22 protein-coding genes and 1 tRNA gene are annotated in these 19,846 nt (G+C 65.1%); 12 read left to right on the top strand and 11 right to left on the bottom strand.

Annotated elements, in window-relative coordinates; genetic code table 11:
• Positions 1-16 precede the first annotated feature (16 nt).
• The gene (locus ACQY7X_RS00565; protein WP_428247890.1) at positions 17-1,153 is read right to left on the bottom strand and encodes a strictosidine synthase family protein; all 1,137 of its coding nucleotides are present in this window, start codon (positions 1,151-1,153) and stop codon (positions 17-19) included.
• Positions 1,131-2,984 (bottom strand): ABC transporter transmembrane domain-containing protein, encoded by a 1,854-nt coding sequence (locus ACQY7X_RS00560; RefSeq protein WP_428247889.1) that lies wholly within the window; start codon positions 2,982-2,984, stop codon positions 1,131-1,133. The genes ACQY7X_RS00565 and ACQY7X_RS00560 overlap by 23 nt, the downstream gene beginning before the upstream one ends.
• Positions 2,985-3,169: 185 nt before the next feature.
• On the opposite strand from ACQY7X_RS00560, the gene rpmE reads away from it, so the two are divergent.
• The 5 genes from rpmE (at position 3,170) to ACQY7X_RS00535 (ending at position 6,856) form a co-directional block, all read left to right on the top strand.
• Positions 3,170-3,397 (top strand): 50S ribosomal protein L31, encoded by a 228-nt coding sequence (rpmE, locus tag ACQY7X_RS00555; protein ID WP_428247888.1) that lies wholly within the window; start codon positions 3,170-3,172, stop codon positions 3,395-3,397.
• An 88-nt stretch (positions 3,398-3,485) separates the two neighbouring features.
• Positions 3,486-3,755, top strand: coding sequence for a hypothetical protein (locus tag ACQY7X_RS00550; protein WP_428247887.1), 270 nt, complete (start codon positions 3,486-3,488; stop codon positions 3,753-3,755).
• 166 nt (positions 3,756-3,921) lie between these two features.
• On the top strand, positions 3,922-4,392 hold the full coding sequence (locus ACQY7X_RS00545) for an Hsp20 family protein (RefSeq protein ID WP_428247886.1): 471 nt from the start codon (positions 3,922-3,924) through the stop codon (positions 4,390-4,392).
• A 122-nt stretch (positions 4,393-4,514) separates the two neighbouring features.
• Positions 4,515-5,669 carry a DUF898 family protein gene (locus ACQY7X_RS00540; protein ID WP_428247885.1) on the top strand — a complete coding sequence of 385 codons (1,155 nt, stop codon included), beginning with the start codon at positions 4,515-4,517 and terminating at the stop codon, positions 5,667-5,669.
• Positions 5,670-5,680: 11 nt separating this feature from the next.
• Positions 5,681-6,856: a M48 family metallopeptidase gene (locus ACQY7X_RS00535; protein ID WP_428247884.1), complete on the top strand. Its 1,176-nt coding sequence runs from the start codon at positions 5,681-5,683 to the stop codon at positions 6,854-6,856.
• 52 nt (positions 6,857-6,908) lie between these two features.
• Here ACQY7X_RS00535 and ACQY7X_RS00530 read toward each other — a convergent pair whose 3' ends face one another.
• On the bottom strand, positions 6,909-8,105 hold the full coding sequence (locus ACQY7X_RS00530) for a phosphoglycerate kinase (protein ID WP_428247883.1): 1,197 nt from the start codon (positions 8,103-8,105) through the stop codon (positions 6,909-6,911).
• A 13-nt stretch (positions 8,106-8,118) separates the two neighbouring features.
• Positions 8,119-9,123, bottom strand: coding sequence for a type I glyceraldehyde-3-phosphate dehydrogenase (gene gap / locus ACQY7X_RS00525; protein WP_428247882.1), 1,005 nt, complete (start codon positions 9,121-9,123; stop codon positions 8,119-8,121).
• 220 nt (positions 9,124-9,343) lie between these two features.
• Between gap and ACQY7X_RS00520 the strand changes: the two genes are divergently transcribed.
• Both ACQY7X_RS00520 and ACQY7X_RS00515 read left to right on the top strand, forming a co-directional pair.
• Entirely contained in the window at positions 9,344-9,940 is a 597-nt protein-coding gene (locus tag ACQY7X_RS00520) for an acyloxyacyl hydrolase (protein ID WP_428247881.1), read from the top strand.
• Positions 9,941-10,087: 147 nt separating this feature from the next.
• Positions 10,088-10,891, top strand: coding sequence for a hypothetical protein (locus ACQY7X_RS00515; RefSeq protein WP_428247880.1), 804 nt, complete (start codon positions 10,088-10,090; stop codon positions 10,889-10,891).
• A gap of 16 nt (positions 10,892-10,907) precedes the next feature.
• On the opposite strand, the gene gluQRS is transcribed toward ACQY7X_RS00515, so the two are convergent.
• Positions 10,908-11,798, bottom strand: coding sequence for a tRNA glutamyl-Q(34) synthetase GluQRS (gene gluQRS / locus ACQY7X_RS00510; protein WP_428247879.1), 891 nt, complete (start codon positions 11,796-11,798; stop codon positions 10,908-10,910).
• 63 nt (positions 11,799-11,861) lie between these two features.
• Between gluQRS and ACQY7X_RS00505 the strand changes: the two genes are divergently transcribed.
• From ACQY7X_RS00505 to ACQY7X_RS00495, 3 genes are all read left to right on the top strand, one after another.
• Positions 11,862-12,536, top strand: coding sequence for a DNA-3-methyladenine glycosylase family protein (locus ACQY7X_RS00505; protein ID WP_428247878.1), 675 nt, complete (start codon positions 11,862-11,864; stop codon positions 12,534-12,536).
• On the top strand, positions 12,533-13,258 hold the full coding sequence (locus ACQY7X_RS00500; protein WP_428247877.1) for an alpha/beta hydrolase: 726 nt from the start codon (positions 12,533-12,535) through the stop codon (positions 13,256-13,258). Before ACQY7X_RS00505 ends, ACQY7X_RS00500 begins: the two co-directional genes overlap by 4 nt.
• A gap of 138 nt (positions 13,259-13,396) precedes the next feature.
• The gene (locus ACQY7X_RS00495; RefSeq protein WP_428247876.1) at positions 13,397-13,942 is read left to right on the top strand and encodes an HNH endonuclease; all 546 of its coding nucleotides are present in this window, start codon (positions 13,397-13,399) and stop codon (positions 13,940-13,942) included.
• Between the two features lie 2 nt (positions 13,943-13,944).
• Here the strand turns inward: ACQY7X_RS00495 and ACQY7X_RS00490 are convergent, their stop codons facing one another.
• Positions 13,945-14,478: a demethoxyubiquinone hydroxylase family protein gene (locus ACQY7X_RS00490; RefSeq protein ID WP_428247875.1), complete on the bottom strand. Its 534-nt coding sequence runs from the start codon at positions 14,476-14,478 to the stop codon at positions 13,945-13,947.
• Between the two features lie 29 nt (positions 14,479-14,507).
• The gene (locus ACQY7X_RS00485; RefSeq protein ID WP_428247874.1) at positions 14,508-14,981 is read right to left on the bottom strand and encodes a disulfide bond formation protein B; all 474 of its coding nucleotides are present in this window, start codon (positions 14,979-14,981) and stop codon (positions 14,508-14,510) included.
• A 241-nt stretch (positions 14,982-15,222) separates the two neighbouring features.
• Here ACQY7X_RS00485 and ACQY7X_RS00480 point away from each other — a divergent pair, with 241 nt between their 5' ends.
• Positions 15,223-15,867: an EF-hand domain-containing protein gene (locus ACQY7X_RS00480; RefSeq protein WP_428247873.1), complete on the top strand. Its 645-nt coding sequence runs from the start codon at positions 15,223-15,225 to the stop codon at positions 15,865-15,867.
• Between the two features lie 51 nt (positions 15,868-15,918).
• On the opposite strand, the gene ACQY7X_RS00475 is transcribed toward ACQY7X_RS00480, so the two are convergent.
• Together ACQY7X_RS00475 and ACQY7X_RS00470 are read right to left on the bottom strand one after the other, a co-directional pair.
• On the bottom strand, positions 15,919-17,457 hold the full coding sequence (locus tag ACQY7X_RS00475) for a HAMP domain-containing sensor histidine kinase (protein WP_428247872.1): 1,539 nt from the start codon (positions 17,455-17,457) through the stop codon (positions 15,919-15,921).
• A complete protein-coding gene (locus ACQY7X_RS00470; protein WP_428247871.1) occupies positions 17,454-18,182 on the bottom strand; it encodes a response regulator in 729 nt (242 codons plus the stop codon). The genes ACQY7X_RS00475 and ACQY7X_RS00470 overlap by 4 nt, the downstream gene beginning before the upstream one ends.
• A gap of 206 nt (positions 18,183-18,388) precedes the next feature.
• On the opposite strand from ACQY7X_RS00470, the gene ACQY7X_RS00465 reads away from it, so the two are divergent.
• Entirely contained in the window at positions 18,389-18,937 is a 549-nt protein-coding gene (locus ACQY7X_RS00465) for a Spy/CpxP family protein refolding chaperone (protein ID WP_428247870.1), read from the top strand.
• A 57-nt stretch (positions 18,938-18,994) separates the two neighbouring features.
• Here the strand turns inward: ACQY7X_RS00465 and ACQY7X_RS00460 are convergent, their stop codons facing one another.
• Together ACQY7X_RS00460 and ACQY7X_RS00455 are read right to left on the bottom strand one after the other, a co-directional pair.
• Positions 18,995-19,573, bottom strand: coding sequence for a YqaA family protein (locus tag ACQY7X_RS00460; protein WP_428247869.1), 579 nt, complete (start codon positions 19,571-19,573; stop codon positions 18,995-18,997).
• A gap of 80 nt (positions 19,574-19,653) precedes the next feature.
• Positions 19,654-19,738: transfer RNA gene (locus tag ACQY7X_RS00455), tRNA-Leu, on the bottom strand.
• Between the last annotated feature and the right edge of the window lie 108 nt (positions 19,739-19,846).

Below are 19,846 nucleotides of genomic sequence, written 5' to 3'. Positions count from 1 at the left end.
CGGCTGAGCAGAGCGTTTAAGGCTCGATCTCTTTCAGTTTCGCCGGGTCGATGCGGCAATCCATGATGCGCGGCTGGAAGGTGGCGCCGATCAGCAGCCGCCCCTTGTGATGCGCCGCCACGCTGGCGCCGGAAAGCAGGCTGCCGGGATCGCCGAAGGCTTCCGCGATACGCGTGGCGCCACGGCCATCGCGGTCAACCCGTACCACCAGGCTGGGGCTTTCCTTCTGCGCATCGCGGGCATGGCCGATGAAGGCGAAGGAATTGACATGCAGGGCTGCCCAGACAGCGCCATCGGAATCGATGCGGATATTATCCACGCCACCGGGTAAAGCCAGCGAGCCGGTGCGCTTGAGCAGGCCGCTGGCCGGTTCGCGATCAAAGGACAGGATCATGCGCCACAGCGTCGAGCCGACCAGGGCGGTAAGGCCGTCCGGTGTCAAGGCAATGCCATTGGCGAAGGCGATATCCTCGGCCACCGGCTTGGTGCCGCGCTGGTCGTGGTAGATCACGTTGGAGCGCGAAAGTTGCAGGATGTTTTCTGCCGCATGCATCCAGCGCGGGCCGGAACCACGGTCGTTGGTAAGATAGAAGCTCTGCGGCCCGGTGGCGACGATGCCGTTCGGGCTGACGAACAGGTCGCTGCCGACGCTGCCCAGGTGTTTCAGTTTGCCGGCTTCGAGCGCGAAGAATTCCACCGTGTTGCGGTCGGCGCTGCGCTGGTTGATCACCTGCAGCACCCAGTCGCCGTTGCCGGGCGCATGCAGCGCGATGCCGCGCGGGTGGAACGGCATCTGTTCCGGCACCGCCATCTCGGTCAGCTTGCCGGGCGTGCCGCCGCTCAGGTCGTAGAACCACAGGCCACCACGGCTAGAGCGGTTGCGGCGGTCCTGTGCCGATACAATAGCGCCGCTGCCATCGGGCAGGATCAGAATGTCTTCCGGGCCGGCCGGCGCATCGACCGCCGTGCATTGTCCGGCCGCGAAGGGTTCGGCGCTGCGGTAGGCGCCGCCAAGCCATACGGTGTAAACGCCATAGGCGACCAGCGAGGCGGCCAGGAAGCTCCACCACATTTTCATGCGTGGCCCGCGCCGGGTGGGCTGGGTCGTGGCCGTCGCGCGCGGGCGCGGCTTAGCTGGCGGCTTCGCTGCCATCGATATCCGCCTGCATGAATTGCAGCCGCGCCAGTCGCGCGTAGAGGCCATCCTCGCGCATCAGCGTCTCATGCCGCCCGGCGGCAACGATACGGCCCTTGTCCATCACCACGATGCGGTCTGCCTTCTGCACGGTGGCCAGGCGATGCGCGATCACCAGGGTAGTGCGGCCGCGCATCAGATGCTCCAGCGCCTTCTGCACCTTGCGCTCGGATTCGGCATCCAGCGACGAGGTGGCTTCGTCCAGCAGCAGGATCGGCGGGTCACGCAGCAGTGCGCGGGCAATGGCAATGCGCTGGCGCTGGCCACCGGAAAGCCGCACGCCACGCTCGCCCAGATAAGTATCGTAGCCTTGCGGCAGGGCAGAGATGAAGCCATGGGCGGCGGCAGCCTCGGCGGCCTGGCGCAGTTCCGCGTCGCTGGCACCGGGCCGGCCATAGCGGATATTCTCCGCCACGCTGGCACCGAAGATCACCGGATCCTGCGCCACCAGCGCGATATGCTGGCGCAAGGCCACCGGATCGAGGTGGCGGATCGGCATGCCATCGACGCGCACTTCGCCGAATTGCGGGTCGTAGAAGCGCAACAGCAACTGGAACAGCGTGGTCTTGCCGGCGCCCGAGGGACCGACAATCGCCACCGTCTCGCCGGCTTTGATCTCCAGCGACAGGTTGTCGATGGCCGGCATGTTGGGCCGCGCCGGGTAGGTGAAGCCCAGCTCGGCGAATTCGACGCGGCCTTCCGGCTTGGCCGGCAGGGCCAGCGGCTGCGGCGGCGCCTGGATGCCCGGCTCGGTGGCCAGCAGCTGCATCAGGCGCTCGGCGGCCCCGGCGGCGCGCTGCACGTCGCTCCAGACTTCCGACAGCGCGCCGACGGATGAGGCGCCGATCACGGCATAGAAGACGAAAGCCGAGAGTTCGCCGCCCGACATCTCGCCAGCGAACACAGCCTTGCCGCCGATCCACATCACGCCGTTCACGGCGCCGAACACCAGCAGCATTACCAGGGCGGTGAGGGTGGCGCGTGCCCGGGTGCGGCGCACGGCGGTATTGAAGGCGGATTCGGCATTGCCGCGGAAGCGGCGGCCCTCGCGGCTTTCCGCCGTATAAGCCTGCACGGTGCCGATGGCGTTGAGGGTTTCACTGGCCTGGGCGGAAAGATCGGCAACGCGGTCCTGGCTCTGGCGCGACAATGCGCGCAGCCGGCGCCCGAAGAACACGATCGGCAGCACCACGAAAGGAATCACCACGGCCACCAGCAGGGTGAGATGCGGCGAGGTGATCAGCAGCAGCACGGCACTGCCGAGGAACAGCAGCACGTTGCGCAGCGCCACCGAGACCGAGGAGCCGACCAGGGTCTGAATCAGTTCGGTATCGGTGGTGAGGCGCGAGAGCACTTCGCCGGTGCGGGTGGTCTCGAAGAAGGCCGGCGAGAGCTTCAGCACATGGCTGAACACCGCCTGGCGGATATCGGCGACGATACGTTCGCCGAGCCAGGTGACGCAGTAGAAGCGGGCATAGGTCGCCACCGCCAGCACTGCCACCACGCCGAACAGGGCGCCGAAATAGAGATCGAGGAAGTGGCTGTCGCCGGGACTGGCCAAGTTCGGCATGCCGGCACCGAAGCCGACATCGATGACCCGGCGGATCGCTTGGCCGATGCCCAGCACCGCCAGCGCGGCCACAACCAGGGCGACGCCGGCCAGTACCGCCACCCAGCGGTAGGGCCGCAGGAAACCCAGCAGCAGGGTCAAGGGCTTGAGCGGCGGCCGGGCGGATTTGCTGCCGCCGGCAGTGGCATCTCGGGCAGGGCTCGGGCGGGTCGCGGTCATGACGGCAAGGGGTATACCAGCCGGGCCGGTTCCTGCCCAGCGACAGGGGGCGGTTCCCAAGGTCGCAGGGGAGCCATAAGGGGCTTTCCGGGCTTGCGAAGAGCGCCTGCTTTGGCTATAACCCGCCGCCATTGCGGATTTTTGAGGCCGGCCCGGGCATGTCCAGGCCGCCAGGAGACAAGACCATGAAGCCGGATATCCATCCCGATTACCACGAAATCAAGGTGCAGATGACCGACGGCACCGTGTATTCGACCCGTTCCACCTACGGCAAGGCGGGCGATACCCTGGCGCTGGACATCGACTCGAAGTCGCATCCGGCCTGGACCGGCGGCCCGGCCCGCCTCAACGAGGCTGGCGGCCAGGTTGCCAAGTTCAACAAGCGTTTCGCCGGTTTCGGCCTCAAGAAGTAACGCTTTTCCGCCCTTCACAGGCGGTGCTAGTATTACAGGCGGTCCGATACTCGGGCCGCCTGTATTGTTTCTAGGGAGCTGCCGGCCAATGGGGCAGGTTTACCAGGCGACGTCGTTCACCCTCGGCAGCGAGGTGGTGACCATCGTCCTTGTCGCGGAAAGCGCCGTCGCCACCGCCGAGATGGCGCAACGCTCCTTCAAGGCCCTGCAGCCATATTTCGGCAATTCCCTGCTGGTGCTGGCCTATCAGTCGATGAATCTGGCGCCGCAATTCGTCGGCCCGAAACACATCGTGCAGCAACTCGGCGGCAAGCGGCTGACCGACTTCCGCTGGCAGCCCATCGCAATCACCCGCTGAGCAAATCAGGCGGCGGCCGCCTGAAGCGGCCCCTTGAAAGCACAAACGGGCATCCTACATCCAGATCATCCCGGTGCCGCTTTGAGTGGATCGGGATAGTTCCGCGGCCTGGCCATGATGGCGGGCCGCAAGCAACCCGTGTTGTCGCTCAAGGAGGACAAGACCCATGCGTGCTTTCGATATTTCCCCGCTGCTGCGCTCCAGTGTTGGCTTCGATCATGTGAACCGCCTGTACGATCTCGCCAGCCGTCTGGACGAATCGAGCCTCAGCTACCCGCCCTACAACATCGAGAAGCGTGGCGAAGACGCCTACCGCATCACCATGGCGGTGGCCGGCTTCCGCCAGGATGAACTCGACGTCACGGTAAAGGAAAACAGCCTCACCATTTCGGCCAAGGCGCAGGGCGCCGAGCAGCCGGCTGAGGAGGTCACCTACCTGCACCGAGGCATCGCGCGCCGTGCCTTCGAACGCCGCTTCGATCTCGCCGACACCGTGAAGGTGGTGGGCGCGCAGCTGGTCGATGGCCTGCTGCATATCGAGCTGAAGCGCGAGATCCCGGAGGCCAAGAAGCCGCGCCAGATCTCGATTGTGGCTGGCAGCCAGCCGGTAACCCTGGAGCAGGCCCGCGCCGCGTAACCAGGTACATTCGCTGTGAAATGAAGAAGCCCGGGTGGCAACATCCGGGCTTTTTTCTTGGCCGCAACCACTCCAAATGATAGTGCTAATCGTGTATAATACACCCATAAAGAGGGGTGCGGATGAGCGAACCATTACCTGCGGATAGGCCCGAGCGGCTGGATTTTCAGCCTGCCCCCGGTTTGACCAAACTGCTGTTGCGCAATTTTTTCTACGGGCTGCTGACCCTGGGCTTCTATCGCTTCTGGGCGCGTACCAATCTGCGGCGCTATCTCTGGGGCGCGGTGCGGTTGCAGGATGAACCGCTGGAATATACCGGCACCGGGCGCGAGCTGTTTGTCGGCTTCCTCATCGTGCTGGCGGTTTTCATTCCGGTTTCAATTGTTTATGCCGGTGTCCAATTGTTCCTTGCCGGCGATGTGCCAGCCCTTGCGGCGCTGGATGGCCTCTATTTCATTCTATTGTCGCTGCTGATTACCGTGGCGCAGTTCCGTGCCCGGCGCTATCGCCTGTCGCGCACATTGTGGCGCGGGATTCGTGCCGGCCAGGGTGGCTCAAGCTGGGTCTATCTTGGGCGCTCTGCCCTGTGGCTGCTGGCCGCCATTCTCACCCTGGGTTTATGCTTGCCCTGGGCCCTGGCCGATCTGGCGCGCTATCGCATGCAGCATAGCCACTGGGGCAGTTTCCAGGGCGATTTCGCCGGCACGGCCAATCAATTGGTGAGGCCGTTGGCCTGGGTTTGGGTTGTGCTGGTCAGTCTGTCGGTTTGGTCAGCGTATCAATTCTTTACCTTGCCCGATGGCGTGGAGCGGTTGGCTCATTTCTACAAGCTGGCATTTACTGGCGCGCTGCTGCCGATCTTCTTCATCTATTTCCAGATTGTCTGGCTGCGCTGGTATATCGACGGCCTGCGGCTTGGGCCCATGCGCTTCAAGGCGGATTTCAGTGTAAAAAAGCTGTTCTGGAATCTTGCCCTCGGTGCCCTGGGGCTGCTGGTGGTCATTGGTATCCTTGGGATGCTGTTCTTCCTGACCATGGGGGCGGCGGCGGCCATACCGAAGCCGCTGCTGCTGCTTGTTTTCGCGCTCTTTGTGCCAGTGGTGTGGCTTGGCCTGCGCCTGGGCTACTACTACCTGATGTTCATGCCTGCCTTGCGGCGCGTGGTATTGGGTGTGGCCGTAATCGGTATGGAAGCCGCGTTGCAGGCGCAGCAGGCGGCCCCGGATCAGATGCGCAGCGGCGAGGGACTGGCCGACAGTTTCGATGTACCTTTGTAGGGCCGTGGTCGTTGGATAGGGAAATCGAAGGTATTCTGTTCGATGGCCAGACCGCCGCGCCGCATGCGGTGCGGGTTGTGCCCGCTGGCGATGCCTTGCTGTTGCTGGATGTTGTGAGCGGTGCGGAGCGCGCCAACTGGCCCTGCGCCAGAATCCGTCTGGTGGATGGTTCGCTCAAGGCGGCATCTGGCGCGGCATTGCCGTCTTCCTTCCGCATTGCTCTGGTCGCTCCGGATGGCCGGCTTGAACCGGCGAGGCTGCGGCTGTCGGCGGAAGCCGCCGGCTTCATTCTGGCTGCTGTGCCGGCATTGCAGGCACGGCGCCAGGAAGTGTCGGCCATGCTCAAGGCGCAGCGCTATCTGCTGGCCGGTATTCTTGGTGTGATGCTGCTGCTGGCCGGTTTCTTTGCCGCTGTACCGCTGCTGGCCAATGCAGTGGCGCAGGTGGTGCCGACCAGTTGGGAAACACGGCTGGGCGAGCGTCTGCTGCCGGCGGTGATTCCGCTGCTGACGCGTGGCGGCCGCGGCGGCATCTGCACGCAGCCTGAGGGCAAGGAGGCATTGCAGCGCCTGATGTTGCGCCTGGAAATGGCGCCGCCGCCCATGCGTCTGCCGATCACGGTGACGGTGTTGCGCTCACCGATGGTGAATGCCTTCGCGCTGCCCGGCGGCCAGATTCTGATCACCAGCGGCTTGCTGGATAATGTTTTCAATGAACAGGCGCTGGCAGGCATCCTGGCGCATGAAATGGGCCATGTTAATGCGCGCCACAATGTGGCCGGCTTGCTGCGTTCCAGTGCCTATGGCGTGATGCTCGGGCTGCTGCTGGGCGATGTGATCACCGGCGTCGGTCTGGTTGGCGGCTTCCAGCATGTGCTGGACAGCGCCTTCAGCCGCGAATTCGAGGCCGAGGCGGATGAAGCCGCGTTGCGGCGCCTGCTGGCGGCCGGTTTCGATCCGGCGCAGGTGGCGGGTTTCTTCGACCGCCTGGCCGAGCACGAAGCAGTGCTGAAATTACCCGGCTTCCTCAGTACCCATCCCGGCAGCGAGGGGCGGGCGGCTTTCTTCCGCCGCCATCAGCAAGGCGTCACACCGCTGCTGCCGGGCGACTGGCAGGCGATCCGTGGCATCTGCAAGACCGTGGTGGCAGCGCCCCTGACAGCACCGCTGTCAGCACCGGCTCGATAACAAAACGGCCCCGGTTTTGCCGGGGCCGTTTCGGTAGATATGCGCTTGGCGATCAGGCGGTCTTGAGCGCCGCGACGCCGGGCAGTTCCTTGCCTTCCAGCCATTCCAGGAAGGCGCCGCCAGCCGTCGAGACGTAGGAGAATTCCTCCGCCACGCCGGCATGGCGCAGCGCAGCCACGGTATCGCCGCCACCAGCCACGCTGAGCAGCCGGCCGGAAGCGGTGAGCGCCGCAGCCGTGCGCGCCACCATTACGGTGCCGGCATCGAAGGGCGCGGTCTCGAAGGCGCCGAGCGGGCCGTTCCACACCAGCGTCTTGCAATCCGCCAGCACGGTGCCGAGCCGGGAAGCGGCCACGGGGCCGATATCCAGGATCATCTGGTCGGCTGGCACACGTTCGGCGGAAACCACCTTGCTCGGGGCACCGGCGCGGAATTCGCGCGCCACCACCACATCATCGGGCAATACCACGGAGCAGCCGCGCACCACGGCATCGCGCAGGATGTCGCGGGCGGTGTCGGCCAGGTTTTTTTCGCACAGACTCTTGCCGATCTCGCGCCCCTGGGCAAACAGGAAGGTGTTGGCCATGCCGCCGCCGATGATCAGCTTGTCGACCTTGCCGAGCAGGTTGCCGAGCAGTTCCAGCTTGGTGGAAACCTTGGCGCCGCCGATCACCGCTGCCACCGGATGCTCCGGTGCTTCCAGCGCGGCTTCCAGATGCTTCAGTTCCACTTCCATGTTGCGGCCGGCACAGGCCGGCAGCAGATGCGCCAGTGCCTCGGTGGAGACATGGGCGCGATGGGCGCAGGAGAAGGCGTCGTTCACATAGAGATCGCCGAGATCGGCCATCATCTTGGCGAAGGCCGAATCGTTCTTCTCTTCCGCCGCGTGGAAGCGGGTGTTTTCCAGCAGCACGATGCCGCCCTTGCGCAGCTTCTCGATCGCTGCCTTGGCGGTATCGCCAACGCAATCCTCGGCGAAGCCGACAGCCGAGCCGAGCGCGGTGGCAAGCGCCGCCGCCACCGGCTTGAGGCTCATCTCGGGCACCACCTTGCCGTCGGGACGGCCGAAATGCGACAGCACCACCACCTTGGCATCCTTGCGCGAAAGCTCGTGCAGGGTGGGCAGGATGCGGCTGATGCGCAGATCGTCGGTGATGCGCCCGTCCTTCATCGGAACGTTGAGGTCGACGCGGACGAGCACGGTCTTGCCGGCTACATCCACGTCATCCAGGGTGCGGAAGCGGGCCATGGGGCTTACGGCCTCAGAGCTTCGCCATGGCGATGGCGGTATCCGACATGCGGTTGGAGAAGCCCCACTCGTTGTCGTACCAGCTCACCACGCGCACCAGATTGCCTTCCATTACCTGGGTCTGCTTCAGGTCGAAGGTGGAGCTGGCCGGATTGTGGTTGAAGTCGCTGGAAACCAGCGGCTGGTCGTTGGTGTCGAGCACGCCCTTCAGCTTGCCGTTGGCCGCCGCGATGATGGCGGCGTTGACTTCCTCGGCGGTGGTGGCCTTCTTCGAGATGAACTTGAAGTCAATCAGCGATACATTCGGGGTCGGCACGCGGATCGAGGAACCGTCCAGCTTGCCCTTCAGGTTCGGCAGCACCAGGCCCACGGCCTTGGCGGCGCCGGTGGTGGTCGGGATCATCGAGAGCGCGGCGGCGCGGCCGCGATAGAGATCCTTGTGCATGGTGTCCAGCGTCGGCTGGTCGCCGGTATAGGCATGGATCGTGGTCATGTAGCCCTTCTCGATGCCAACGGCGGCATCGAGCACGAAGGCGACCGGCGCCAGGCAGTTGGTGGTGCAGGAAGCGTTCGACACCACGGTATGATCGGCCTTGAGCTGGTCATGGTTCACGCCATAGACCACGGTAAGGTCGGCGCCGGTGGCGGGCGCCGAAACCAGCACCTTGCGGGCGCCGGCGGTGAGATGCAGCGCGGCCTTCTCCTTGTCGGTGAAGATGCCGGTGCATTCCATGGCGATATCGACCTTCAGCTCCTTCCAGGGCAGCTTGGCCGGGTCGCGTTCGGCGGTCACCTTGATCGGGCCACGGCCGACATTGATGCTGTCGCCGTTCACGGTCACGGTGCCGGGGAAGCGGCCATGCACGCTGTCAAAGCGGAACAGATGCGCGTTGGTTTCGACCGGGCCGAGGTCGTTGATGCCGACAACCTCGATATCCGTGCGGCCGGACTCGATAATGGCGCGCAGCACATTGCGCCCGATGCGACCGAAACCATTGATGGCAACGCGAACCGTCATCTTTCGTCTCCAGGAGAGCTGATGCGGGCCGCCGGCCTAATCGGGCTGGGACCCGCAAAGGGAAGAGGGATTTCGGGGCTGGATGTAGCGGCTTTGGCCCCCCTTATCAAGGCGGCGGCGCCCGATAAACAGGCAGCCGCTTCAAATCCGCCCGGAAGCGGGCTAGAGTTCCGGCCTGTGGGGTGTGAGTGTTCTAAGTACATGAAGTTGGGGGAATAAGATGGTGGCGTCGTTCCGGCGGGCATGGCTCGTCGCTTTCCTGGTGCTGGCCTTTGCCGGTGCTGCCCAGGCGCAACAGCGGCCACAGCCGCAACCGGGCCAGGTCTATGCCCAGTCGACTCAGGCCATGGCGCCCGCCGGCACCAGCACCGCCAAGGCCGATGATCCGGCTTTCTGGGCCTTCTCGGCCGGCTGGTATGATCTGAACAAGCAGAAGGACCAGGCATTCGAGGGCCGCATCGAGTATCGCGGCGCCGAGAAATATTGGATTTTCAAGCCTTTCGGCGGCATCATGGCGACCTCTGACCGTGCCGTGCATGGCTTTGCCGGCGTGCTGGTCGATCTCTATTTCGGCCGCCGCTGGGTGCTGACGCCCAGCTTCGCCCCCGGCCTCTATTATGAAGGCGACGGCAAGCATATCTCGAACGGCATCCAGTTCCGCTCGCAGCTTGAACTGAGCTACCGCTTTGACGACCGCTCGCGCCTCGGCATCAGCATCAACCATATCTCCAATGCCGGCATCAACAGCCCGAATCCAGGCTCCGAGACCCTGGCGCTCACCTACGCCATTCCGACCGACAAACTGTTCAAGTGGTAGGTTCTCCAGGAAAAGCCGCGCCGGATCGGCGCGGCTTTTCATTTGGCCACGGCGTTCCATGTTTGTATCGTAAGCGGCATTGCCCTGGCCTACGGGTCAGTCCTACGCTGCTGCCGAGTCGAGGCTGGGCCATAGCCATGGAGCTTCATGCGCCGCCTGTTTGCCATCCTGCTGCTGGTGATCCTGCCGGGTGCTGCCCGGGCGGCTGACAGCCTGCTGTGGCTGAAGGCGCAATGGACGCCGGTTTTCGTCGAACAGGAAACCGGCTTCGGCGATGCCGCCCTGGATTGGCTGAAGCAGCGGCTGCCTGATTATCGGCATGAGACCCGCTTCCAGCCGCTGCCCCGGCTGGAGCGGCTGCTGGGTGAGCAGCAGCAGGCCTGCACCGCCAGCCTGGCGCGCAACCCGGCCCGTGAGGCACGCTTCCTGTTTTCGCATGATTTCCTGCGCATGCCGGGTTTGGCCGTGGTGGTGCGCGACGACAGTCTGGCGGCGGTGAAGGCGCATGGCGACGGGCAGGCCGGCGTCGATGTTGCGGCCTTGCTGCGTGATGCCGCGCTGGACGGCGTGATCAACGAGAATCGCAGCTATGGCGCGGCGCTGGATGCGCTGCTGCAGCCGGTGCCGCCGGAACGGCTGATGCGGCTGCCGCGTGCCAGCACCATGGTGGCGATGCTGGGCGCCAGCCGGGTCGACTGGGTGCTGCTTTATCCCTTCGAGGCCGCTGCCCAGGCTCGCGCACTCAAACCGCCGCCGCATCTGAACATGCTGCCGATCCTGGGCCAGCGCCCCGTGATCGCCAGCGGCATTGCCTGCGCCCGTTCTGCCTTCGGCCAGCGCGTGATTGATCAGGTGAATGCGCTGATCGAAGCCCATCCGGCGGCACCTTGGCAGGCTGCGCTCAATGCCCTGCTGGATGATGAAACCCGCGCTCGCATGATGATGCACTAGAACCCGCAGCGGGGCATTAGAAGCCGAACAGCGCTGGATCGAAGCCGAGGCGGCGCCAGAGAGCGGCGGGCTGTTCGCCGGCAGCGCGGCATTCACGCAAGCTTGGCGCATTGTGGCGTTTGGCCAGGCGCTCGCCACCGGCATCGACCAGCAGCGGGTGATGCGCATAGGCCGGAGTCGGCAGGTCGAACAGGGCTTGCAGCAGGCGATGCAGTGGCGTGGCGCTGCGCAGATCGACGGCGCGGGTCACCAGCGTGATACCCTGCAAGGCATCGTCCAGCGTGACGCAGAGATGATAGCTCGCAGGCGTTTCTTTCCGCGCCAGCACGGCATCGCCATGCAGGGCGTGCAGTACCTCATAGGTCGCCTGCTGTTCGCCGAGTTCCTCGTCATGCCAGAGCAGGGACGGATGCAGCGCGCAGGCGGCCGCAAGGTCCAGGCGCAGCGCATAGCCTTCGCCGGAGGCAATGCGGCTGCTGCGTTCATCGTCAGAGAGATGCCGGCAGGTGCCGGGATAGATCGCGGTGCCATCTTCCGCGTGGGGCGCGCCGCCAATGCGGGCGATTTCGGCCAGCACCTGTTTGCGGGTGCAGAAGCAGGGGTAGAGCAGGCGGCGTGATGACAGGCCGTTGAGAGCCGCACGGTAGCCGTCGAAATGCTGCGACTGCCGCCGCACCGGTTCTTCCCAGCGCAGGCCCAGCCAGGCGAGGTCTTCCAGCAGGCCGGCATCGAATTCCGGCCGGCAGCGCGTGCGGTCGATATCCTCGACGCGCAGCAGGAAGCGGCCCCCGGCCTGTTGCGCCCGCGCCCAGGCGAAGCCGGCGGAATAGGCGTGGCCTTCATGCAGCCAGCCGGTCGGGCTTGGCGCAAAGCGCGTGACGACAGTGGAAGGGATGACAGGGTTCATGGAAGAGATGACAGGGGCGCCGGGCATCGGCAAGCTGGCTCCAGAAGCGACTCCGAGCAAGCTATGACAAAGCCCGCCGCCAAAGGAAAGCCACTCAACGCCGCGAAACCGGATCAGCGCACCCGCACGCTGAAAGCCCTGGCCGAACTCTGCGCCCGCGAGCCGCGTTTCGCCCTGGCGCTGGAAGCCTGCGGCCATGTGCATGACCGCCGCCGCCCGGCCGATCTCGCCAATCTCTGCCGCATCATCGTCGAGCAGCAGGTTTCGGTAGCAGCCGCCGCAACAATCTGGGGCCGCGTCGAGGCCTTGCTGGTGCCGTTCACGGCGGAAAACATTCTGGCGCATGACGAAGCGGCCTTGCTCGGCTGCGGCCTCAGCCGGCCGAAGCTGCGCTACCTGCGCGAGATTGCCGCGGCGGTTGCCGGCGGCGGCCTCGATCTCGGCAGCCTGGCGGCCTTGGAGGATGCGGAAGTTTTCGCGCGGCTCACGGCGGTGAAGGGCATCGGCCGCTGGACGGCGGAAATCTTCCTGCTGTTCGCACTCGACCGCACCGATATTTGGCCGGCGCATGACGTGGCCTTGCAGGAAGCGGCCAGGCGACTGTTCAACATGCGCAAGCGGCCGGATGTGAAGAAGATGGACAAGATCGCTGCGCGCTGGAAACCGCATCGCGGCGTCGCGGCGCGGCTGCTCTGGCGCTATTATAGTGTTTCCAAGCAGCAACCGGTGACGCCATGAGCCAGACGCCACGATTGATCGATGGTCCCCGCCTGCCACCCGCCAAGGGGCCGGCACGGCAGCTTATCGTGCTGCTGCATGGCTATGGCGCCGACGGCAACGATCTGATCGAACTGGCCTCGCATTGGCGGCGTGAATTGCCCGGCGCGGCTTTCGTGGCGCCCAATGCGCCGAGCCTGATTCCAGGCACGCCGCAAGGCCCCGGTTTTGGTGGCCGGCAATGGTTCGGCCTCAACGACTACGATCCGAACATGCTGCGCCGCGACCCGCATCGCGCCGGTGGTATCTACGAAGCCCTGCTGGCGGGCGCGGAGCAGGCGGCGCCGGTGATCGAGGCGTTTCTCGAAGCGGAACTCGCCCGGCATAACCTGCCGGCGGCCAAGCTCGGCCTGGTCGGTTTCAGTCAGGGCACCATGATGGCGCTGCATGTCGGCCTGCGCCGCGCCGCCGCGCCCGGCGCCATCCTCGGCTATTCCGGCGTGCTGGTTGGCGCCGCCAAGCTGCCGGAACAGGCCAAGCTACAGACCTCGGGCAAGCCGCCGGTGCTGCTGGTGCATGGCTCGGCCGATGATGTCGTGCCGATGGAAGCCCTGTTCGACACGCTCAACGGCCTGGGCGCCGCTGATATACCGGCGCGCTGGCATCTGAGCCTAGGTGTGCCACATGCGATAGACCCGGAAGGGTTGCGCCTGGGCGGCCATTTCCTGGCCCAGACGCTGTAACTCGATGGGCCCATGCTGCGATGGGCCGGTGACGCGACAAAATAAGGTGGTTGTCACCGGGGCGTAACGCAGCATATTGTATTGTCTAGGCATTCAGTTGGTGTTCCCCTTGTTATCAACAGTGGGAGTGATCACAGGATGGGGCCAGACAATTGTCCGGCATTGGTGCTTAACGCGGATTACCAACCGCTGTCCTACTTCCCCTTGTCCGTCTGGCCCTGGCAGGAAGTGGTCAAGGCGGTGTGCATGGATCGTGTCACCATCCTTTCGGAATACGACCAGGAAATCCGCAGCCCCAGCTTCCGCATGCGGCTGCCTTCCGTGGTGGCGCTGAAGCGCTATATCCAGCCGGCCCGGCGCCCGGCCTTCACCCGGTTCAACCTGTTCCTGCGCGACCGCTTCGCCTGCCAGTATTGCGGCAGCCGCCATGAACTCACCTTCGATCATGTGATCCCGCGCTCGCGCGGCGGCCTCACCCGTTGGGACAACGTGGTGGCGGCCTGCGCGCCGTGTAATCTGCGCAAGGGCGGCCGCATGCCGCGCGAATGCCGCATGTTCCCGCGCCATGCGCCGCATGTGCCGAGCGTGGCCGAATTGCAGCAGAATGGCCGCGCTTTCCCGCCCAACCACCTGCATCAAAGCTGGCGCGACTATCTCTACTGGGATAGCGAACTGGAGCCGTAAGGCTAGAGTCTTTCCGACAGCCAGATGGCGGCGCGGGTGGCGGTTTTTACGCCCTGACTCAGCGCCGGATAGGCCGGCGCTTCCTGGGCACCGGCCTCGCGCGCGGTGTCGCGGTGCTCGATTTCCTCGGCACGGAATTGCTCGATCAAAGCCGCCAGTTCAGGCTCGGCCTTGCCCTCGGCAGCCAGCGCCTCCAGGGTTTCGAGCTGGCGCGAATAATGCGCGTCGATCACTTCTTCCACTGCTTCGGTGCAGGCCATTGCCGCCTTCTCGCCGAGCAGGGCGGTGGCGGCGCCAAGCGCGAAGCCGGCGACATGCCATAGCGGCCCCAGCAGGGTCGGCCGCGCGCGGCGCTCCGGCAGCAGCTTGTCGAAGGCAGCGAGATGCTGCTTTTCCTGCTCCGCCATATGGCGGATGGTTGGCGTTGAAGGTGCATTCTTAAGCACCGCCAACTGGCCTTCATAGATGCGCTTGGCACCGTATTCGCCGGCATGGTCGACACGCAGGATGCGTTCGATCACATCGGCGGGTTTCAAATCTCCCGGTAGTCGCGGCTTAGGCGCGTTCATGCCTGCCTCGCCTTGATCGCGGCCAGGATGGCCAGCAGCGCGCCCCATAGTGCATTCCAGGCCGCCATGCTGAGGCCGAGGAAACTGAAGGCAGCTTCGTCGCAGCGCACGATGGGCGCGGCCAGCACCTGCGCACGCAGGGCTTCGATGGTGGTGGCGGTGCTGCCGCCGCCGCAGCTTTCAAGTCCGGCCCACCATTTCTGTTCGACGCCCGTATGGAACAGGCCGATGCCGGCGGTGATGGCGAAGGCGAGGGCCACCAGCCACAGCAGCACCGGGCGGAAACGCTCCAACTTCCAGGCGGCGAGGCCCAGCACAATGGCGGCGGCATAGGGCCAGCGTTGCCACAGGCAAAGCTGGCAGGGGGCGAGGCCGAAGCCATACTGCGCCACGAAGGCGGCGCCGAGGGTGATGGCGCTCAGGCCGGCGAAAGCCAAGCCGGCGAGCGGCGCTGTGATGCGGTCGAACATGGCGGTATTTTACGCTCTGAATCACGCCGCCGGAAGCCCTGCGCAACACTGTGACGATATGTTGCAGGCGGTATCACGGTAACAAATCCGGCAAGTGCTGCCGGGCCGAATCTGCCGGGGCGATTTTCTGCAACACTATTACTTCGGTGATTCAATGCGCTCTACAGCGCCGCAGGCTGGCATGTGGCTTGAAATGCTGCTGCCGGGGGCAAGCCGCCCTCATCAGCCATAGGAGACCGACATGGTCACAAGTGTCAGCAGTGCGGGTGGCTTCAATCCGCTCGAAATGATGAAGCAGATGCGGCAGAAAATGTTCGAGGAGGCCGATAGCGATGGCGATGGCTCCCTGAGCAAGGCCGAACTGGAAACCCAGATCAGCAAGATGGAAGAGCAGCGCAAGGCCGAGGGTGTCTCCGGTCCGCGCGGCGGCAAAGGCCCTTCCGCCGATCAGATGCTGAAGGATTTTGACAGCGATGGCGACGGCAGTATCTCGCAGACCGAGTATGATACCGGCTTTACCAAGCTGGATGAGCAGATGCAGTCGCAGCTTGTCGCCATGCAGGGCCAGGGCTTCGGCCCGCCGCCACCGCCGCCGGGCGAGGGCGCAGCCGCCTATGGCCGCGCATCCGGCCAGGTGCAAGCTGGCGGTGGTGGTGGCCAGTCGCTGATCGACATGCTGAATGCGCTGAACGATGACGATGATGATTCGGACAGCAGCACCAGCGACAGCGCGAGCAGCAGCACCGGCAGCAGCGACAACCTGAAGCTCTTTCTCGATGAACTGAAACGCTACACGGAGGCGTCGGATGGCAGTACCAATCCGCGCGATATCGAGCAGCATATGGCGGGCTTCATCGCCGGCCTGAAGCAGGCCCAGGCCGCGTGATGCTGGCGGCCTGACGGGTGCAGCCCCGGGGCGCCAGCGTCGCGGGGCTGTTCAGCGTTTCAGAGGCAGGGAGACCACGCTGTCGAAGCCACCGGCACCGGGATATTCGAAAGCCAGGCGCCCGGCATGGGCGCGCAGGATCGAGGCTGCCACCGCCAGGCCCATGCCGAGGCCGCCGGTTTCCTGGCCGCGTGCCGCATCCAGGCGATAGAACGGCGCCAGCACATTCTCCTGCTCGGCTTCCGGGATGCCGGGGCCGGCATCATGGATGCGGATCACCAGGCTGTCCTGCTGCAGGGCCAGCGTCACATGCGCCTGGCCGCCATACTTGATGGCATTGTCGATCAGGTTCATCAGTGCGCGCTTGATCGCGGTCGGGCGGCAGAGCGTCACCACATGCAGCGGCCCGTCATAGCGCGCGTCATGGCCGGCATCGGCGGCGTCGTCGCACAGGCTGGCCAGCAGCACCGCCACATCCAGGCGCTGTTCCGGCTCGCCGCGCGCATCCAGCGCCGCGAAGCCGAGCAACTGATCGGTCAGCCGCTCCATGAAGCCGAGGTCATCCAGCATGCGCTGGCGCCGCTCGGCGCTGTCGGGACTTTCCAGCCGCAGGCGCAGGCGGGTCAGCGGTGTGCGCAGATCATGCGACAAAGCGGCGACCAGCGCGGCGCGGTCGGCAACGAAGCGATGAATCCGGCCCTGCATGCCGTTCAATGCCTGGGCGATGGCGCGGAATTCCATCGGGCCGGTTTCAGGCAGAAGCTGCGGCGGTGCTTCCGCCTGCCAGTCGCGCGCCGTATCGGCCATGCCGCGCAGCGGGCGCAGCAGCCGCACCGTGGTCCACAGGGTAAGCCCGGCGATGATCGCCGCCGTGGTCAGCAGCCACAATGTGGTGAACAGCCAGCGCGGCACCAGCGGCTCGGCCTGGCGTGGCCGTGCCACATACCATTGCCCATCGGCGGCGCGCAGCCACACGGAAAACACCGGCGGCAGGCGCAATTCGCCGCTCGCGGTTTCCTCGGCGCGCTGCTGTGCAGCCTCGCTGGGCGAGAGCGGGCCGGGCGAGGGCGGGCCGGATTGCCAGGGAATCACGATGCTGAGGCCCGGGCCAATATCGAGACCCTGCGGGCGGCGCGGACGCCAGGGCCGCACCTGCACTTCGGGGTAATCCGTCGCCGAAAGCGCATCGCGCAATTCGCGCTCAAGTTCCGAGAACGGCCAAGGCGGGCGCGGCGGCCCGTCCCGCTCCATCTCGCGCGGCCCGCCACGATCCATGTCGCGTGGTTTTGCGCCTGGTTCCCGTGGGCCCGGTGGGCCTGGTTCACGGGGGCCACGGCCGCGTTCCCAGGTCAGTTCGCCGCCATCCTCGCCCTTGGCGATGGCGGCCTGCGGATCGCGGCTGGCGCTGCTGATTTCGGCGACGATGCTGCTCATGGCATGGCGCGGCGCTTCGCCGGGCAGCACCAGGTAGATCAGCAGAATGGTGGCGACCTGTGTGCCGATGATGCCGAGCAGCACCGTGATGGCGATGCGCCAGGCAATGCGGTCGCCGCCCAGGCGCCGGGCCAGCACCGTGAACGGGTTGATCATGCGGCAGCAAAAACCTTGACGGCGGGGGTGAAGATATAGCCGCCGCTACGCACGGTCTTGATCAGCTCCGGCATGTTCGGATCGATCTCAATCTTGCGGCGCAGGCGGCTGACCTGCACATCGACGCTGCGGTCGAACAGCAAGGTCGAGCGGCCGCGCGTGATATCGAGTAGCTGCTCGCGGCTCAGGATGCGCTGCGGATGTTCGACGAAAGCCAGCAGCAGATCGAACTCGCCCGAGGTGAGCGGCAGCAAGGTACCTTCCGCCGAACGCAGATGGCGCTTGCCGATTTCCAGTGTCCAGCCCTCGAAGCCATAGGCGGTCGGGCGCTCGGCTTCACTGCTGGCGGCACCGGGGCCGACACGGCGCAGGATCGCCTTGATCCGCGCCACCAGTTCGCGCGGACTGAACGGCTTGGTGAGATAATCGTCGGCGCCGAGTTCCAGGCCGAGGATGCGGTCGGTCTCGCCCGACATCGCGGTGAGCATCAGCACCGGCAAAGCGGTTTCCTGGCGCAGCTTGCGGCAGAGTGACAGGCCGTCCTCGCCTGGCAGCATGAGATCCAGCACCACCAGATCGAAACGGCCGGTTTTCAGTGCCGCCATCATGCCCTTGCCATCGCTGGCGGGCGTGACGCGGAAGCCATGCTCGGTGAGGAAATGCTGCAGCAGGCTGCGGATTTCGCGGTCGTCGTCGACGATGAGGATATGCGGGCTACGGGCCATGGCGGGTCGGTTTCAGTAGGGGGGGAAATCGTGGCCTTATCATGGCGCGGTGCCGGCGATGGGCAAGGATTCCTTTGTAACAGTCGGTTACCAACCGTAGCGCTGCCGTCATCCTGCCCGGGTTGGGCTGTTTTAGATTGACCTCAGATGCCGCTCCCCCCACGCGGCGTCTTTGTATTGGGGCATCCCTGCACTGGAGGTTGATCATGCTTACTCGTTCCCAAACCCTTGCCGCCGGCCTGATGGCGGTCAGTCTGTTCACACTGCCGGCGCTTGCCGCGCCTGGTACGCGTGATGGTGCCGCTCCCCCGAGCCGCACCGAACGCATGGAAATGCATCGCCAGCGTGCCTGCGCCGATGCGCCGGCCTGGCTCGCCGGCTGGCTCGGCTTCGCCGAAACCAAGCTCGGCATCACCGCGACCCAGCGCACGGCGTGGGACAGCTTCGCCCGCGAATTGCGCGCCAGCCAGGGGCCGATGCAGGCTCTGTGCAGCACGCAGCCGCAGCCGGCCAAGGCGGAAGGCACCGCACCGGCGAAGCCCGATCCGGTGCAGCGTCTGCGCGGTCAGGAAGACCGCCTCAGTGCCGAGCTTGAAAGCGTGAAGCTGCGGCGCGGTGCTGTCGAGCAGTTGCTGCCGCAGCTTACCGCTGAGCAGCGCGACCGCTTTGCCGAATTGCCGCCGATGGCGATGCTGGGCCGTCCTGGCCCGCATGGCGCTATGCATGGCGGTCCGCATCGCGCGCCCGGCCGCTAAAGCCTGACCAACAGTGAAAGAGCCCCGGGCCGGGCAACCGGCCCGGGGCTCGCTTTTCTAGAGAATGAAGCGGACGACGACGAAGCCGCCAATCAGGCCGATGAAGAAGATCCAGGTCAGGATCGTCAGGCGCTTTTCGATGAATTCCTTGATCGGCGGGCCGAAGCGCCATAGCAGGGCGGCGATCAGGAAGAAGCGCAGGCCGCGCGTGACGATGGAAGCCAGCGTGAAAGCCAGCAGGCTGAAATGCGCCGCGCCGCTGGCGATGGTCACCAGCTTGTAGGGGATTGGCGTCAGGCCCTTCACCAGGATGATCCAGACGCCCCATTCCTGATACGCCTCCTGGAAGGCATGCAGCTTATCGCCATAGCCATAGGCGCGGATGATGATGTCGCCCAGGGTCTCGATCAGGAAATAACCGATGGCGTAGCCGAACAGGCCGCCGATCACCGAGGCGATAGTGCAGATCAGGGCATAGTGAAAGGCGCGCTCGCGCTGCGCCAGGCACATCGGCACCAGCATCACGTCTGGCGGGATCGGGAAGACAGAGCTTTCCAGGAAGGAGATGAAGCCGAGCCAGCGGCCAGCCTTGGGGCTGGCGGCCTGGCGCATAGTCCAGTCGTAGAGCTTTTTCATTGGCACTGGCAGTAGCCGTTGGTCACGGCTTTGTCCATGCCCGAGGGCTATCTGGTTTGGCAGCCAGTGCGGGGAATGAGTGGTGCGGGTGGTCGGACTCGAACCGACACTCCTCTCGGAACCAGATTTTGAGTCTGGCGCGGCTACCAATTACACCACACCCGCACGGAACAGCAGCGGCGCGCAAGATATTGGCCCGCATCGCCAAATGCAAGGTTTGCAAACAAATGCAAACGGCGTTGGCCGGTTTCGCTAAGTTGCTGAAAAACTTAC

The organism is Ferrovibrio sp. (assembly GCF_965278975.1).
GTDB lineage: Bacteria > Pseudomonadota > Alphaproteobacteria > Ferrovibrionales > Ferrovibrionaceae > Ferrovibrio.
Note: the sequence above shows the minus strand (reverse complement) of the source record. Positions and strands in the feature narration are given on the sequence as shown.